The organism is Pseudomonas sp. Fl5BN2 (genome assembly GCF_009908205.1).
Taxonomy (GTDB): Bacteria; Pseudomonadota; Gammaproteobacteria; order Pseudomonadales; family Pseudomonadaceae; genus Aquipseudomonas.
Genome location: NZ_JAAARL010000009.1, coordinates 1 through 15627, shown reverse-complemented (window position 1 = coordinate 15627; position 15627 = coordinate 1). Strand labels below are relative to the sequence as shown.

Sequence of the window (15627 nt, the reverse complement as noted above, 5' to 3'; positions counted from 1 at the left end):
GGGTTTCAGGCGCGGCTGTTACGGAAGCTGCCGGGGGTGATGCCCACTACTTTCTTGAAGGCGCGGGTCATGTGGCTTTGATCGAAAAAGCCGCAGTTGAAGGAGGCTTCGGCCAGGTTGGCGCCGGTGCGCAACAGGTTCTGCACCTGAGCCACGCGTTTCTGGATCTGGTAGCTGTGGGGTGACACGCCCACGGTCTTCTTGAACACCCGGATCAGGTACAGCGGGTCCATGTCCACCAGTTGCGCCAGCTCTTCCAGGGGGATGTTACGGGCGTATTCGTCTTCGAGTTTTTTCTTGATGAACTTGATCGCGCTGCGTTCGGCACTGGCGACGGCGGCAATGGGCGCGCCGCTGCGTTCGAAGAGTTGGGTCACCAGGTCCAGAAGAATGGATTCGCGCTCCAGGCTGGGCGGGGAGTGTTCAATGATCTGGTGGTGTTGCAGGAAGGTCAGGGCAAAGCTGGGGTCGAGGTTCAGTGCGCTCTGGAACAGATGGATATGCTCGTCGCCAAAGCGCCCTTGAAAGATCACCCGATTGACCCAGCCCGGGTCCAGGTAAAGCATCCGGTACATCCAGCCCTGGTCGTGTCCGGGGAGACCGTCGTGAATCTCCTCCGGGGTGATGGTGACGACGCTGCCGGCACTGCCCAAGTAGTAACTGCCCCGATAAAAGAGTTTTTCAACGCCGCTGCTTATAACCCCTACTGCATATCGATCATGTGAATGCCGGCCGAAAGACTGGACGCTGTAACGCGCAGATAACAACTCACAGTCGCCTTCGGGTATTCGCCAGAATTGAACAAAGTCCTTGTCCTGAGAAAGGACTTTGCGCTGCCGGTGCTCATCCATGAGTTTGTCCAGTTTTGTGCAATACGGTGGAAAAAAGGGCCGCTAAATTTAGCACCCATTTCATAACGCAAGCTAGGGGAAGTGATGCCTACAAAACTAGTTATTGGGGATTACAAAAAGTCTTCATGGTCATTCCGGGCATGGCTGGTTCTGGTAACGGCGGACGTTTCCTTCGAGACCGTTCAAGTCAAGCTGGAGCAGGACGACACCCGTCAGCAGATCCTGCGCCATTCGCCATCGGGCAAGGTCCCGGCGCTGCTGCTGGACAAGGTGGTGATCAACGACAGCCTGGCCATTTGCGAATACGTTGCCGGTGCCTATCCGGCGGCCAACCTGTGGCCCCAGGACCCACTGATCAAGGCCCAGGCCCGTGCCGCAGCGGCGGAAATGCACTCGGGGTTCGTCAACCTGCGCACCCAGATGTCCTTTGGCCTGAACACCGGCGATACCCCTGAGCCGCTGACCGCCGACACCGAGGAAGAGATCCAGCGGATCTTCGCCATTTGGAACAATCTGCGTGAGGCCAGCGGCTCCAAGCAGTTCCTGTGCGGCGGCTTTGGCATCGTCGATGCGATGTTCGTACCGGTGGTGTTCCGCTTCCGTCGTTATGGCGTGGCGGTGCCGGCGCAACTGCAAGGTTATATCGAGCAAGTTCTGGCTTATCCGCCGGTGCAGAAGTGGCTGAAGTTGGCCGCAGCGGAAGTTTAAAAAGTCCAACTTCATATAACGAATAATGCTAACTAAAAATTAATGATTATTTGACTGAAGGCAGAAAAGACCCGGGTGTTTTTTCTGCTTTTTTCGAGTCTGACTTTTGTTACAGGGAGGGGAGTTTATGAGTGTTCATAAAGTGACTGCCAAGGATGTTGGCCGTGATGGGCAAGTTTACGACGTGATCGGCATTGGCTTTGGCCCGGCGAACATCGCCCTGGCCATCGCCATGGAAGAAATGGAGTTTGCCGGTAGCCGGCTGTTTCTCGAGCGTCACTCGAGCACTCAATGGCAACCGGAGATGATGCTCTCCGGCAGCGATATCCAGAACCATCCGAGCCGCGACCTGGTGACCCCGCGCAACCCACGCAGCCGTTATACCTTCACCAATTTCCTGTTCGAGAACGACCGCCTGTTCGAACACCTCAACCTGGGCCTGGAGTTCCCGCTGCGCAGTGAGTTCGCCGAGTATGTGCGCTGGGTGGCCGGGTTCTTTGCCCGGGATGTGGCCTACAACCAGAGCGTGGCGCAGATCCAGGTCGATGCCGCCAGCAGCCTGTACACCATCACCACCCTGGCAGGGGTGCAGTATCAGGCGCGTGCCGTGGTCCTGGCTCCGGGCCGGACCCCGGTGATCCCGCAGGTGTTCGCCAACGCTGCAACGGACCGGGTGTTCCACCTGACCCAGTATCTGGGCCGCGTGGCCCAACTGGTGCAAAAGGGCGAGCTCAAGCGTGTGGCGGTGGTGGGCGGCAGCCAGAGTGCGATCGAGATCATTCTGCACCTGCGCCATACCTACCCAACCCTGGAAATCGTCAACGTGCAGCGCGGCTACGGTTTCCGCCTCAAGGACACCAGCCAGTTCAGCGAGCACGTGTACTTCCCGTCCTTTGTCGACCAGTACTACAACAGCTCTGCCGAGGCGAAGAAGAGCATCAACCGCCACCTGCACTACACCAACTATTCCGCTGCAGATGCCGACGTGATCAAGGAACTCTACGTGGGCATGTATGAGGACAAGCTGCAGGGCAAGGAGCGGGTGGTGATCAAGGGCCTCAGTGATATCCAGGGCTGCACGCCGGACGGCGAGGGCTACCGCCTGTCGCTGCTCAACACCACAACCCAGGTCGCCGAAGAGCTGGACGGGCTGGACGCAATTGTCCTGGCCACCGGTTTTCGCAACCTCGGCACCGGCCCTCAGGAAGAACGCTACCCGGCAATTCTCAAGGACTTGGCCGAGCACCTGGACTGTGATGCCCAGGGTGTGATCCGCATTGGTCGTGACTACAGCCTGGCCGCCGCCAAGGGCAGCCACTTGCCAGCGCTTTACCTCAATGGCCTGTGCGAATCGTCCCATGGTTATGGCGATGCCGGCTCTTTCAGCCTGCTGTCGCTGCGCTCGCGAGAGATTTTCAACTCGCTGAACCAGCAGTTGGGCTTGGCCCAGGCCGCGGAGAAGATCGCCTGAACAGCGCTCGTTTTAAATCCTGAATCTCGACCCCTTTATGTGAGCAGGCAGTAATGGATATTTCAGAAATGGATGAGTTGGGCGTATTTGCGGATGTGGAGTCTTCGGCGCGCAGCTATTGCCGCAGTTTCCCGGTGGTCTTCGACCAGGCCCAGGGCAGCTACCTCTATGACCTGAAAGGCCAGGCCTATATCGACTTCCTCAGCTGCGCCGGCTCGGTGAACTACGGGCACAACCCCAAGGCGGTCAAGGCGGCGGTGATCGACTATCTGCAACGGGACGGCATCCAGGCGGCCCTGGACATGCACAGTCGGGCCAAGCAGGAGTTCCTCTATAACTTCCGCAAGATCATCCTGGCGCCTCGGGCCCTGCCCTACAAAATGCAGTTCACTTCGCCCACCGGCACCAGCGTGGTGGAGTCGGCGGTCAAACTGGCGCGCAAGGTCACCGGGCGTCGGCACATCGTGGCCTTCACCAACGGCTTTCACGGGATGTCCAATACCGCCCTGGGGCTGACCGGCAACCGTGACAATCGTCAGCCTGGGGTCGATCCCTATGTGTTCCGCATGCCCTTCGATGGCTACCTCGCCGGGCTGGACTCCATCGAGTACTTCGAGCGCTTGCTCAAGGACAACAGCTCGGGCATGGACATGCCGGCGGCGGTGATCCTGGAAACCATCCAGGGCGAAGGCGGGATCAACGTGGCGTCTGCGGAGTTCCTGCAGCGCTTGCGGCAGCTGACGGTCGAGCACGGCATCCTGCTGATCGTCGACGACATCCAGGCCGGCTGCGGTCGTACCGGCACTTTCTTCAGTTTCGAGCCCTCGGGCATCACCCCCGACATGGTCTGCCTGTCCAAGTCCCTCAGTGGCTATGGCTTGCCGTTCGCCCTGTTGCTCCTTCGTCCGGAGCTGGACCAGTGGGCGCCCGGCGAGGACAACGGCACCTTCCGCGGCAATACCCTGGCGTTTGTCGCCGCCACCAAGACGGTGCAGGAGTTCTGGAGTGACGAGCGCCTGGTCAAGCACATCCAGGCTAGCGAGGCATTGCTCAAGGAGTGGTTGGCGGAGGTCACCGAGCGTTTCGCCGGGCACATCAAGGACGTGCGCGGGCGGGGGCTGTTCTATGGCATCGAGTTCCACGATCCGGCCATGGCCGCCGGTGTGATGCGTGCCTGCTTTGCCCGGCGCTTGATCATCGAGCGCTGCGGTCCGGTGGATCAGGTGCTCAAGTTGATGCCGGCACTGACCATCGGCAGCGACACGCTGCAGGCCGGTCTGACGAGTATTTTCGAGGCCATGCAACAGGTATTGGAGCAAGGCAAGTTAAGTGACCCGGACCAGGACATCGATCCTTTGGTCTTCATCAATGGAGTCGCGCATGTCGACTAATACCAACCGCGCCATCATCGAACTGACCATCGGTGGGCTGATGCTCAGCCTGTCGGCACTGGCCGTGGCTTTTGCCCACATCGGTGCTGGCGGCGCCGGCTTCTACCGGATGCTGTTCGCTTCGATCCTGTTCTTCCTGCTGCTCAAGGTGCGACGCATTCCGGTGCTGCTCAAGAGCACCAAGGCGCAGTTGTACACGGCCTTGGCCGGGGTGTTCCTGGCCATCGACCTGGTGCTCTGGCACCAGAGCATTTACATCGTCGGCCCGGGCATCGGTTCAATCCTGACCAACTGCCAAGTGTTTTTCATGACCTTGCTGGGTCTGTACCTGCTCAAGGAAAAGCCGTCGATCTACTTCCTGATCTCCATCACCCTGGCGTTTGTTGGCCTGTACCTGTTGCTGTTGCCGGAAATGAGCAGTGCGGTGGGCATCAAGGGCGTGGTGTATGGCGTGCTGTCGGGCCTGGCCTATGCCATCTGCGTGTACTTTCTCAAGGTCAACACCCAGCTGCCTGACGGCGGTGGCGACAAGATCGCACAGATGCTCAACCTGAGCCTGTGGGCTGCGCTGGTGCTGCTGGTGTACGCATTGGCCATGGGTGAAAGCCTGGCGATCGTCGACGGCCAGACCTTGGTGATGCTGATCATCTACGGGGTGATGGTGCAATTTGTCGGCTGGCTGCTGGTCAACCGCTCCATCGGCGCCATCAGCCTCGGCCTGGCCGGGTTGATCCTGCTGCTGGAGCCGGTGATCACCTACTTCGTCGACGTGGCGTTTCTTGGCAAGGCCAGCTCGGCGATGCAGATCGCCGGTGCACTGTTGACCATCTTTGCGGTGTATATCGGCTCGATCAAGCCGCCGGAGAAGGTGACGCCGGTGACCGAGGCCGCCTGAAGCCCCAGCCGCCGCTCCAGAACACCTTTTGGGCTGGTTAAGGTCGGCAGCAGCCCGCGGGTGGTTCGGGTATACGCTGTTTGTGCTCATTTTCTCACCGCACCCTGCTCGCTGTGCGCCAGCAGTGGGCGGGGGGCACAGGAGTGAAGGAAACACAGGCGGTATCTACCCCCTGTGTTCCGGTGCCTGAGCGCATCCGGACTGACAGTCGCCTCCAGTGATCGAATGGGAAGTCGAACGATGGTACCTAGGGAGGCTCCGATCAACTTACCGCATAGCGGTGGCAACTCGAAAAAATCTCTGGCCTGTATCGTTGTTTGCGCAACTGCGCTACGTGCATAGCCGATTGAGCGGCTTTTCAGCCCGACTCTGCGCGCAACTCGCCCATACTCATCAGCTGCTTTCGAGCCATCCACAGGTTTGACAGGGCGAACAACGTGGTCAGTTGGGCCGTGTTTCTCATCAGTGCGCGAAAGCGTACTGTCACGTAACCGAACTGCCGCTTGATCACCCGAAATGGATACTCAGCCTTAGCTCGCCTCTACGCTTTGCAGTATTCGATCCTGTGCTTGGCCTTTTAGAGCAGGCTGCGTTTATTCAGCTTGGAATAGGTATTGCGCCGTGCGGTGATCTGCCAGATCACCTCACGATTTTCAAGCTCATCGCGTTTCTCGACACCCGTATATTCGGCGTCTGCATGCACCACGTTTCTTCGCTATGCAGCAGCTCTGCAACCTGGGTGACGCCGGCTACATTGGATGCGCCGCCATGGACGTGGTGAACCAGGCCCAACTTAGCATCAGCGCCGATATAGGCCTTCATTCCGAAGAATTATTGATTACCTTTCTTGATTTGATGCATCTCGGGAGCGCACTTTCCGTCTTCGTTTTGGGTCGAGCGGGGCATGAATAATAGTGGCATCGACGTTGCTGCCTTGGCGCAGCGAGAGACCCTTTTCCTGCAAATAACCGGATGACCGCAAGGAGCGCTGGCGCCAGCTAGTGTTTTTCCAGCTGGTGCCTGAAGTTCATGATCGTGGTGTTTTCGGAGGGCGGCGCGCTCAGCGTCGGGCGTACGAACTGGCGCATGGGGTGATTTCGTAGAGCGCTTCTTCCATGGGCGGATCGCTCAGGGAGAATCAGTTTTGCAACAAATGGATGCACTGCATGGTTTTCGGCGGGTAGGGTTTTCGACCGCCGCCGGTCTTGCGGTAGAACTGTTCAATTGGCCCTAGTAAGCCAGTCTAGGGTACGACCTGATTCATCTCGGCGAGGACGCGTTCGGGGTGTGTCTGCTTGCGCTTGCTGACGTATTCGAGGTCGGAAAGCTCATCTGACTCATGGGCGGTTCGGATCAGGTTGTCAGGCGTATTTCAGCATATCTGAAGACTTGCTCAGAGAGTCCTTGGATCACTTCATTCAGCCCACACGTTTTGAGCCTGCGCGTTAGGCGCTGAGCCAGGAAATACCTATGCGGCCGATGATCCCGAGGGTATTGGCAGGGAAATAGGGGGCAATTTTCAAAAAAGCCTTGGTTATTTGAACCAGTAATCGGCGTATAGGAAAAAACGCATCTAAATTCATCCCTGTCCTATTTGTACCAGCTCTACGGCGAGGAGATGCTTGCACGGCTTTTTTACTTTGGTCCATCCAGAGCGATGACATACAACTGAAACATCAGTTTTCTTGGGGCATGCAAATTAACTTAAATAGCTAGTTTTCGGCCATGAAACTGATGGCAATTACGCCATTATTTAGCCTGAAGGTACAATTTTGAGTGATAAATTCAGCTGTATAAATACACCGTAATTCTGCTCTGGTAATCCGGGACTTACTGAGTCTGAGATCAATGTTGGGTGTACTAGATTTGAGTAGATTTATGCATGACACGCAGCAGGGTCATGAGTGGGTAGTGGCTATTGGCCGCAATTAAGGTGGAGTGACGATCATCCAGACTAATTGAATACTCAGGAATTATTTTTCGCGGCTGAACCTCAGGTAATCAATATGAATGCTAATAGGCAAGTGATGGGTTTTTTAACTCGCGAGGTAGATAGTTTGTCAATGTGCTACTACGCTTTTAAGCAAAATGCTTTGGCTTTCTGTACAGCTACTCTGCAATAGTATTTATCTATGAGCTATCCATAAGTAATAGCCGTTTTTCGAAAAAATTAATCTGAAGTCTTATTTTGTATCGTATTGATACACTGAGTGTAGAACGGATTGAGTTTTTTCTCCAAATGGACTTGGTGTTTGTATTATCGACTCTATGTCTTTCAATAATACTTGGGCTTTGGTTGGCTCTACTGGGTTTTGATGAAAGATGAATACTGAATGTTTTTTTTCTAAAGAATGCGGTGTTCTTGTTTCAGACAAGAATAGAAGTCGTGTGACGGTGTTGATGTGTACTTATAATGGTGAGTCGTACCTCGCAGAACAACTGGAGTCTTTCGAACGTCAAACTCACAAAGACTGGGTGGTTTGGGCATCGGACGATGGATCAAAAGACAATACCCTAGCAGTTTTGAATCATTATAAAGAGCGTTGGGGCAATCAGTACATGAAGGTCGTTAAAGGACCTGAGTCAGGATTTGTTGCAAATTTCTTATCATTGACCTGTAGAGCTGATTTGGAGTCGAATTTCTTTGCTTGGTCAGATCAGGATGATGTTTGGGAGGATAGTAAGCTTGAATCTGCACTAGAGTGGCTTCAGGGAGTTCCTCACGATGTTCCGGCGCTTTATTGTGGCCGAACTGAGTTGATCGATGAGGCCGGAGTATCTGTTGGCTTTTCTCCGAAGTTTAATCTTCCTCCATGCTTTTCTAATTCACTGGTACAGAATATTGGCGGGGGAAACACCATGGTTTTTAATCAGGCCGCACGTGCTCTCCTGCAGGAGGCGGGACCTGATGTGGATGTACCATCTCATGACTGGTGGGCCTATCAGTTGGTTTCTGGGGCTGGCGGCATAGTTCGCTATGATCCGCTGCCTAAAGTTAAGTATCGTCAACACAGTGAGAACCTAATCGGAAGCAACTCCAGTTGGCGTGCACGACTACGTCGTATAGGAATGGTTTTTCAAGGACGTTTTTGTGAGTGGAATACTAGAAATATTCATGCGTTGGAAAATATAAGTAACAAGCTTTTGGAAGAGCACCAGATTACTCTTGGGAAATTTAAGGAAGCACGGAACAAGCAGCTTCCAAGCAGAGCCTTGGGTGTCTTTCGAGCCGGTGTACATCGACAGACATTGTTCGGCAACCTGGCTTTGGTTCTTGCGGTCTTGCTGAGGAAGATTTAACTATTTGTTATTTATCAATAAATTGGTCCGCAAAAAACGAATGTGCTGCTTCTGCGGTTATTTTTTCTAGTTGGACGTGAAGAGCTTCTTGCTTCGTGCAAGTAAAAAATGTGATAGCGTTTTCAGCGCTAGCAGGTTGTATGAGCTCAAAGGTGAAAAACTCGATGGCGAATTGTGAATTAATCCATTTTTTTTCTAGGTACGTGCTGCGGTTGGATGGAAACTTTTTATTCATCCGTGGGATGGCCATCTGATGCAGAAATTTTCATTCTCCCTGTCAGAAATCATTAATGGGTTTTGGCGGAATCGTGGGCTCATAAAAGTGTTGGTAAAAAGGGAAGTAGTAGGGCGATATCGAGGTTCTATAATAGGGTTGGCATGGTCATTCTTGAATCCGTTATTGATGCTTGCCGTTTATACCCTGATTTTTTCTGGCGTGTTTAACTCCAGATGGAGTAATGCCGTTCATGAGAGTAAGTTTGACTTTGCCGCTATTTTGTTTGTTGGGTTGATGGTCCACGGCGTTTTTTCAGAATGTATCAATCGTGCTCCAGGACTGATTGTGTCTAACGTCAGCTACGTAAAGAAAGTGGTGTTTCCTTTGGAGATCCTTCCCTGGGTAGTGTTTGGTGCAGCGCTATTCCATATGCTGGTTAGTTTTGTCGTTCTGCTAATGGTTCAAGCAGTTTTTAATCAAAAAATTCCTCTGACCGCTTTTCTTTTTCCTGTTGTGTTGCTTCCACTCATACTTGGAACTATGGGGGTTTCCTGGTTTCTGGCTGCCATTGGTGTGTATTTGAGGGATGTTGGTCAAGTTGCTAGTATGTTTTCAACTGTAATGTTGTTTGTGTCTGCGGTGTTTTTTCCCATATCGGCACTGCCCGAGAAATACCAGGTTCTACTGCAGCTTAATCCTCTTGCTGTTGTTATTGAGGAGTCAAGGAAGGTATTGATAAGTGGAGTTGTTCCGGATTTTGTAATATTAGGAAAGATGTTATTGGTAGGTGCTATTTTGGCTTGGGCGGGATTCGCATGGTTTCAAATGACACGAAAGGGGTTCGCCGATGTCTTATGAGACCGTTATAAAAGTCCAGAATCTTAGCAAATGTTATGAGATTTATTCTAAGCCTCAAGATCGTCTAAAGCAGATGGTCTACCCGAGAATTCAGTATCTCTTAGGACGCTCGCGAGCCAAATACTATCAAGAATTCTGGGCTCTGCGGGATATCTCCTTTGACGTCAAAAAGGGCGAGACTATTGGGATTGTTGGTGTTAATGGTTCTGGAAAATCGACGCTTCTCAAACTGATCTGTGGGACTTTGTTTGCGACATCTGGCCAAGTGGAAGCGTACGGACGAGTTGCCGCTCTACTGGAGTTGGGGACGGGATTCAATCCTGAGTTTACGGGTAAAGAAAATGTTTATTTGAATGGCGCAATCCTTGGTTTGAGCGAGGAGGAAATCAATGAGAAGTATGACGCTATTCTGGAATTTGCGGATATTGGCGATTTTATTGATCAGCCCGTAAAACGTTACTCGTCAGGAATGTATGTGCGTCTCGCGTTTGCTGTAATAGCAAATGTAGATGCGGATATATTAATCATTGATGAGGCATTGGCTGTCGGGGACGCTATTTTTTCACAAAAGTGCATGAGATTTTTACGTGAATTTAAGCGCAATGGAACTGTTTTTTTTGTTAGCCATAATTCCGGAGCGGTAGTTAATTTATGCGATCGCGCGATTTGGCTGGATGGTGGTGTAGCTCTTGCTATTGGGCCAGCAAAAGATGTGTGTGAACAATATCTAGCAAGTCGTTATCAATCAACTATTGTCGATGCTCGCGACTCTTGTGTCAGTGAAATGATTGCGGATTCAGATAGTCTGGATGGCCGTAATGAGAGTGGTTCTGAGATGAAGGACATGAGAATGTCATTCATTAACCAATCGAACTTGAGGAATGATATTCAGGTATTTGGGTTTTCATCGGAAACCAAGAAATTTGGCAGCGGTGGAGCTCTTATTAGCTATGCAGGGCTGGAAGATGTTGAAGGAGGCAAGCTCTCTTGGGTTGTCGGTGGTGAAAATGTGAGGCTCGTGATCAAGGCCAAGTTGCTGATTGATTGTAACAATATTATTGTTGGTTTTAATCTGAAGGATAAATTAGGGCAGGTCATATTCGGCCAGAATACTTATTTGGAGAATTATGCTGTTCCAGTTGCTGCTAGAGGCGGCGATACAGTCGAAGGAGTTTTTGCATTTCGCTTTCCGGTACTTCCAATCGGTACCTATGCGCTAGATATAGCTATAGCCGAGGGTGTTCCCCCTGACGTGGTACAGCTCCAGTGGTTATACGACGCATTCTTTGTGGAGTCGCAATCCTCAAGTGTTATTGGAGGGTTGGTGGGGCTTCCGTTTGATGATATATCGCTTCGTAGGGTCGATATAAGGGAGTGCGGGGAAGAGCAGAGGTGCGAAGCAAAGGGCTAAGCCTATACGCGATTAGTTTAAAGTTTAACATTGTTGATGATGAGCTTTTGTATTGAAGAGTCGCGGGGCGCATTAGAAAGGTTGAGTTTTTAATGGATAATAATTTTTATTTTTTTTAGTACACAGGGATTCGAGGGGCGCATGCTAAGAAAAAAGCAAGTTGTGTGGCATCAAGTTGAACGTGCACGAATCATTGATAGGTATCTGACACTCCTGCAAAACTGTTTAAGTGGTTCTATTTATGAGGATCCTCCTTTAAAGGTTTTGGGGAGTGAAAAATTTGATCCTCAATTAAGGGAGTATGGTTGGGACTGGCCATCTGTTGCCCACACAATGATCGGGGGGAAACGGCTGGGAAATGTACGAACTTTGGTCGAAAGTGTTCTTGGCAATCACATCGAGGGTGACCTTGTTGAAACGGGAGTCTGGAGAGGAGGGGCGTGCATATTGATGCGCGCTGTTCTTGACGCTTACTGTGTGACAGATAGGTGCGTGTGGTTGGCGGACTCATTTGAAGGCTTGCCTCCACCGAACGAAGAGCTGTATCCGGCAGATCAAGGGGATCAGTTTCATACCTATAAAGAACTTGCTGTTTCTCTAGAAGAAGTGAAGTTGAATTTTTCTAAGTATGGGCTTCTTGATGATCAAGTTAAATTTTTGAAAGGTTGGTTTAAAGATACCTTGCCTAAAGCGCCTATAAAAAAAATAGCGCTGCTTCGACTTGATGGCGATATGTATGAGTCGACGATGGATGCACTAACTGCTTTGTATGACAAAGTTTCTCCTGGTGGCTATGTAATAATTGATGATTATCATGTTGTTGAGGGATGTCGGTTGGCCGTACATGATTTTCTCCAAGAACGCGATCTGGTTCCAGAAATGGTGGAAATAGATGGAGTTGGTATCTATTGGAGGACCTCGGCTTGAACTGGGAAAGGTGCTGAGTCAAGGCTGGGACTTTTTAAATGGTCAAGTGTGAGTTGGACTTTTTAGATCTCAATAAGCGTATTACTGGAGTAGCCCCATGGAAGCTAAACGGCATAACTATGAGTATGATATCGATACAGCATCTGACAGTGCTCCTGCTAACGTCGTACGGATGGTTGGAAAAGGTAAGCGAGTGCTGGAGATTGGCTGCGGGCCTGGCTCCATAACGAAAGTTCTTGCGACGTCTGGACGTTGTAGTGTTACAGGCTTAGAGCTAGATAATGAGGCTATTAAAAAAGTTGAACCATTCTGCGAGGCAATTTTTAAAGCTGACTTGAATTCGGAAGAATGGCCGTCTTTGCTTGATGATCTTGAACGCTTTGATGTTGTGGTCGCAGCTGATGTACTTGAACACCTGTATGATCCGTGGAACACATTGAAACGAATGGTGCCCTTTATAAAGGAGGATGGATACATTGTGATCTCTCTTCCTCATGCAGGGCATGCTGCGATAATTTCCTGCTTAATAGACGGGGATTTTCAGTACGGAGATTGGGGGCTGCTTGACCGCACGCATATTCGTTTTTTTTGTTTGAGAAATATTGAGGAGTTGTTTTTTAAGGCAGGCTTGAAAATTGTTGATATCAGTTATGTAACCAAAATGCCACAGGATACCGAGTTTTCAAGTCAATGGTCGCGTTTGTCATCTGAAGCCAAAAAAGTGCTTGCCCAGAGTCCGCATTCCAATATTTATCAGGTCGTCATAAAAGCTGTTCCTGAAGAGCGGGTTGGTGTAGCGCTCTCTCTGGCGCCGAACAGAGTGCTGAAACCAAAGTCGGATTTCTTATCTTTGCTTAGAAGATATTTAAGTGCTCGTCTTGGGTCGGATTCTAAAATTATGATTCGCAGGGTTCTACGTGGGGTTGGCATAAAGCTGTGACTTGTATGTTAGTTGTCTAACTTGTCGTTAAGATTTGATGGTTAAAAGATGGTTAATATGACTTCTAGTAATGATCCTAAGCTGATTGCATTCTACCTGACTCAGTTTCACCCGACACAGGAAAATGATATCTGGTGGGGTAAAGGCTTTACTGAGTGGACTAACGTTACCAAAGCCAAGCCTCAGTTTGAGGGACATTGGCAACCCCATCTACCAAGCGACTTCGGCTTTTATGATCTTCGTGTACGTGAAACAAGGCGTGACCAGATCAAGACTGCCAAACAGTATGGTATTGATGGGTTTTGTTATCACTATTATTGGTTTTCGGGTCAAAGGATATTAAATCTTCCATTAGATGATATGCTTTCTGATCCAGAAAGTGATATGCCATTTTGTTTGAGCTGGGCGAATGAAAACTGGACGCGTCGCTGGGATGCGGCAGAGCATGAAGTATTGATCGCGCAAAAGTACTTGCCCGATGATGATGTGAACTTTATTAAGTCTGTCATTCCTTTCTTTCAAGATAAAAGATATATACTGGTAGATGGTAAGCCTTATTTGAATGTGTACCGGCCTCAGCATTTGCCTGATGCTAAAAAGACGTTAAATGTATGGCGGGAGTATTGCCGTTCCATAGGTGTTGGTGAGATTCATATTTGCGCAGCATTGACCCATGGTAATGAGGACTACGAGAGCTACGGTTTTGATAGCGGTGTAGAGTTTCCGCCGCATAATCTGAAGGGCTCCAATATCAATGATAAAATTGCTTTTAATGGTGACTTTGTTGGTAACGTTTTTCAGTATGCCTGCGTAGCAGGTTCTTATATTGAACGGTCGTATAAAGGGTCGCGTGTCTTCAAGACTGTTTTTCCATCATGGGACAACACTGCCCGTACTAAAGAGCGTGCATTGGTTGTTCTGAATGGTATGCCTGATAACTATGAGTTTTGGCTGTCCTCAACTATAGATTTGGCCAAAAAATCGACTAATGGCGAACAGTTGGTTTTTATCAATGCGTGGAATGAGTGGGCAGAAGGATGTCACCTTGAGCCAGATCGCTGGTTTGGTCATGGATTTCTTGAGGCAACCTTGAATGCAAAGAAGGGGCTGCGTAGATTTACTACATTCTCAGAAGTTGGCTTGCCACATGTGAGTGAAGGTAATCATCGTACTTTCTTTAAAGATCTACGCGAGATGTTAAGTTATCACGGATATCTGGTTTTTTCAGATTTGAAACGATCAGTTAGGAAGTATCCATGGTTATATGATGTTCTATATCCTTTTGTGAGAGGGGTAAGGTTTTTACGACGTTTCATACAGCGTTAATCGCAAAGTTGATTTTTCCGTTTTAGTTATTCTTCCTCGACAGGAGAGTTTCGATCGGCTAATAGCTTTCTAGCTATAGTGTAGGCCGATGTCGAATTTTCAAAGAATCTATGATTGATGATTGATCCGTGGCGGTGCTATTTCAGAACTTTTTAGAGTCTATTCAGCGTTCTCTGGCGCCAATGAGGATGAAATACTGGCCCAGCCAAGCTTAATGAAGAAGCTCAGGATTAGATGTTTTTGCAGCAATTGAAAGAACTCCGTGACGGTCTATTTAAGCGTCACGGAGAGTGAGGTACTCAGGCCGACAGTGCCAACCGCGTGGTCCCGGCATTTGCTGCGGCCTGGGCTTGGGTCAGTTCATCTTCTTCCAATACTCGCGAAGCACGGCCCACCAGCAAGGGATCGGGGGCGTGGGCGACTTTCAGGTCTTTGTTCGGATAGTCCAGTTCGTGCAGGAAGTGGCGGATACAGTTGATCCGCGCGCGCTTCTTGTCATCGGACTTGATCACTGTCCACGGCGCATCGGCGGTGTCGGTGTGGAAGAACATCGCTTGCTTGGCGGCGGTGTATTCATCCCACTTGTCCAGGGACTTGATGTCGATGGGAGAGAGCTTCCAGTGCTTGAGCGGATCGTCCCGGCGCGAGATAAAGCGCCGCAGTTGTTCTTCACGGTTCACCGAGAACCAGAACTTGAACATGAGGATGCCGCTGTTGCACAGCATGCGCTCCAGCTCCGGAGTCTGGCGCATGAACTCCAGGTATTGCAGGGGCGAGCAGAACTCCATGACCCGCTCGACCCCAGCGCGGTTGTACCAGGAGCGGTCGAAGAAGACCATTTCACCGGCAGTGGGCAGGTGCTGGATGTAGCGCTGGAAGTACCACTGGCCTTGTTCCTGCTCCGAGGGTTTTTCCAGGGCCACGATCCGCGCGCCACGGGGGTTGAGGTGCTCCATGAAGCGCTTGATGGTGCCGCCTTTGCCGGCAGCGTCACGGCCTTCGAACAGCACCACCACGCGCTGCCCGGTTTCCTTGACCCAGCTTTGCACCTTGAGCAGTTCGATCTGTAGCTCGTTCTTGGCCTTTTCGTACTCGGCGCGGCGCATGCGGCTGCGGTACGGGTAGTTGCCCGGCAGCACGGCCGACACGCTGTCTTCGTTGGAACCGCGGGGGGCGCTGGCGACTTGCAGGGCCATGGGCTTCTGGCTGATGGTGCTGATCTCAGCTTCGGCGGTTTTCACCGGCACGGCTTTGGCGGCGGTGCGTGGGCGGCGTGGGCGTGGAGCGGCAGCTTTGCGCGGCGCAGCAGGCGTAGTGGGGCTGGTGCTGGCC

Annotated in this window: 12 protein-coding genes and 1 pseudogene; 10 read left to right on the top strand and 3 right to left on the bottom strand. The window is 51.1% G+C overall.

Going from position 1 to position 15627, the window contains the following annotated elements:
• Window positions 1–5: 5 nt before the first annotated feature.
• Window positions 6–851, bottom strand: a complete 846-nt coding sequence (locus GV819_RS14060; RefSeq protein ID WP_161756656.1) for a helix-turn-helix domain-containing protein — start codon at window positions 849–851, stop codon at window positions 6–8.
• Between the two features lie 84 nt (window positions 852–935).
• Between GV819_RS14060 and GV819_RS14055 the strand changes: the two genes are divergently transcribed.
• The 4 genes from GV819_RS14055 to GV819_RS14040 all read left to right on the top strand — a co-directional run bounded on the left by GV819_RS14055 (window position 936) and on the right by GV819_RS14040 (window position 5316).
• Window positions 936–1559 (top strand): glutathione S-transferase family protein, encoded by a 624-nt coding sequence (locus tag GV819_RS14055; RefSeq protein WP_161756655.1) that lies wholly within the window; start codon window positions 936–938, stop codon window positions 1557–1559.
• Window positions 1560–1686: 127 nt separating this feature from the next.
• Window positions 1687–3030: a SidA/IucD/PvdA family monooxygenase gene (locus GV819_RS14050; protein ID WP_161756654.1), complete on the top strand. Its 1344-nt coding sequence runs from the start codon at window positions 1687–1689 to the stop codon at window positions 3028–3030.
• Between the two features lie 68 nt (window positions 3031–3098).
• Window positions 3099–4421, top strand: a complete 1323-nt coding sequence (gene ectB / locus GV819_RS14045) for a diaminobutyrate--2-oxoglutarate transaminase (protein ID WP_161756897.1) — start codon at window positions 3099–3101, stop codon at window positions 4419–4421.
• Window positions 4411–5316 carry a DMT family transporter gene (locus tag GV819_RS14040; protein ID WP_161756653.1) on the top strand — a complete coding sequence of 302 codons (906 nt, stop codon included), beginning with the start codon at window positions 4411–4413 and terminating at the stop codon, window positions 5314–5316. The genes ectB and GV819_RS14040 overlap by 11 nt, the downstream gene beginning before the upstream one ends.
• A gap of 358 nt (window positions 5317–5674) precedes the next feature.
• On the opposite strand, the pseudogene GV819_RS14035 reads toward GV819_RS14040, so the two are convergent.
• Window positions 5675–6657 (bottom strand): annotated as a pseudogene (locus GV819_RS14035) (IS5 family transposase).
• A gap of 981 nt (window positions 6658–7638) precedes the next feature.
• On the opposite strand from GV819_RS14035, the gene GV819_RS14030 reads away from it, so the two are divergent.
• From GV819_RS14030 to GV819_RS14005, 6 genes are all read left to right on the top strand, one after another.
• Complete coding sequence (locus GV819_RS14030) at window positions 7639–8616, top strand: glycosyltransferase family 2 protein (protein ID WP_256667495.1); 978 nt, start codon at window positions 7639–7641, stop codon at window positions 8614–8616.
• Between the two features lie 253 nt (window positions 8617–8869).
• The gene (locus GV819_RS14025; protein WP_161756652.1) at window positions 8870–9691 is read left to right on the top strand and encodes an ABC transporter permease; all 822 of its coding nucleotides are present in this window, start codon (window positions 8870–8872) and stop codon (window positions 9689–9691) included.
• Window positions 9681–11102: an ABC transporter ATP-binding protein gene (locus tag GV819_RS14020; RefSeq protein WP_161756651.1), complete on the top strand. Its 1422-nt coding sequence runs from the start codon at window positions 9681–9683 to the stop codon at window positions 11100–11102. The genes GV819_RS14025 and GV819_RS14020 overlap by 11 nt, the downstream gene beginning before the upstream one ends.
• Window positions 11103–11243: 141 nt before the next feature.
• A complete protein-coding gene (locus GV819_RS14015) occupies window positions 11244–12029 on the top strand; it encodes a TylF/MycF family methyltransferase (protein WP_161756650.1) in 786 nt (261 codons plus the stop codon).
• A 97-nt stretch (window positions 12030–12126) separates the two neighbouring features.
• Window positions 12127–12969: a class I SAM-dependent methyltransferase gene (locus tag GV819_RS14010; protein WP_161756649.1), complete on the top strand. Its 843-nt coding sequence runs from the start codon at window positions 12127–12129 to the stop codon at window positions 12967–12969.
• 57 nt (window positions 12970–13026) lie between these two features.
• Complete coding sequence (locus GV819_RS14005; protein WP_161756648.1) at window positions 13027–14295, top strand: glycosyltransferase WbsX family protein; 1269 nt, start codon at window positions 13027–13029, stop codon at window positions 14293–14295.
• 299 nt (window positions 14296–14594) lie between these two features.
• Here GV819_RS14005 and ppk2 read toward each other — a convergent pair whose 3' ends face one another.
• Window positions 14595–15491, bottom strand: a complete 897-nt coding sequence (ppk2, locus tag GV819_RS14000; protein WP_161756895.1) for a polyphosphate kinase 2 — start codon at window positions 15489–15491, stop codon at window positions 14595–14597.
• Window positions 15492–15627: the final 136 nt, after the last annotated feature.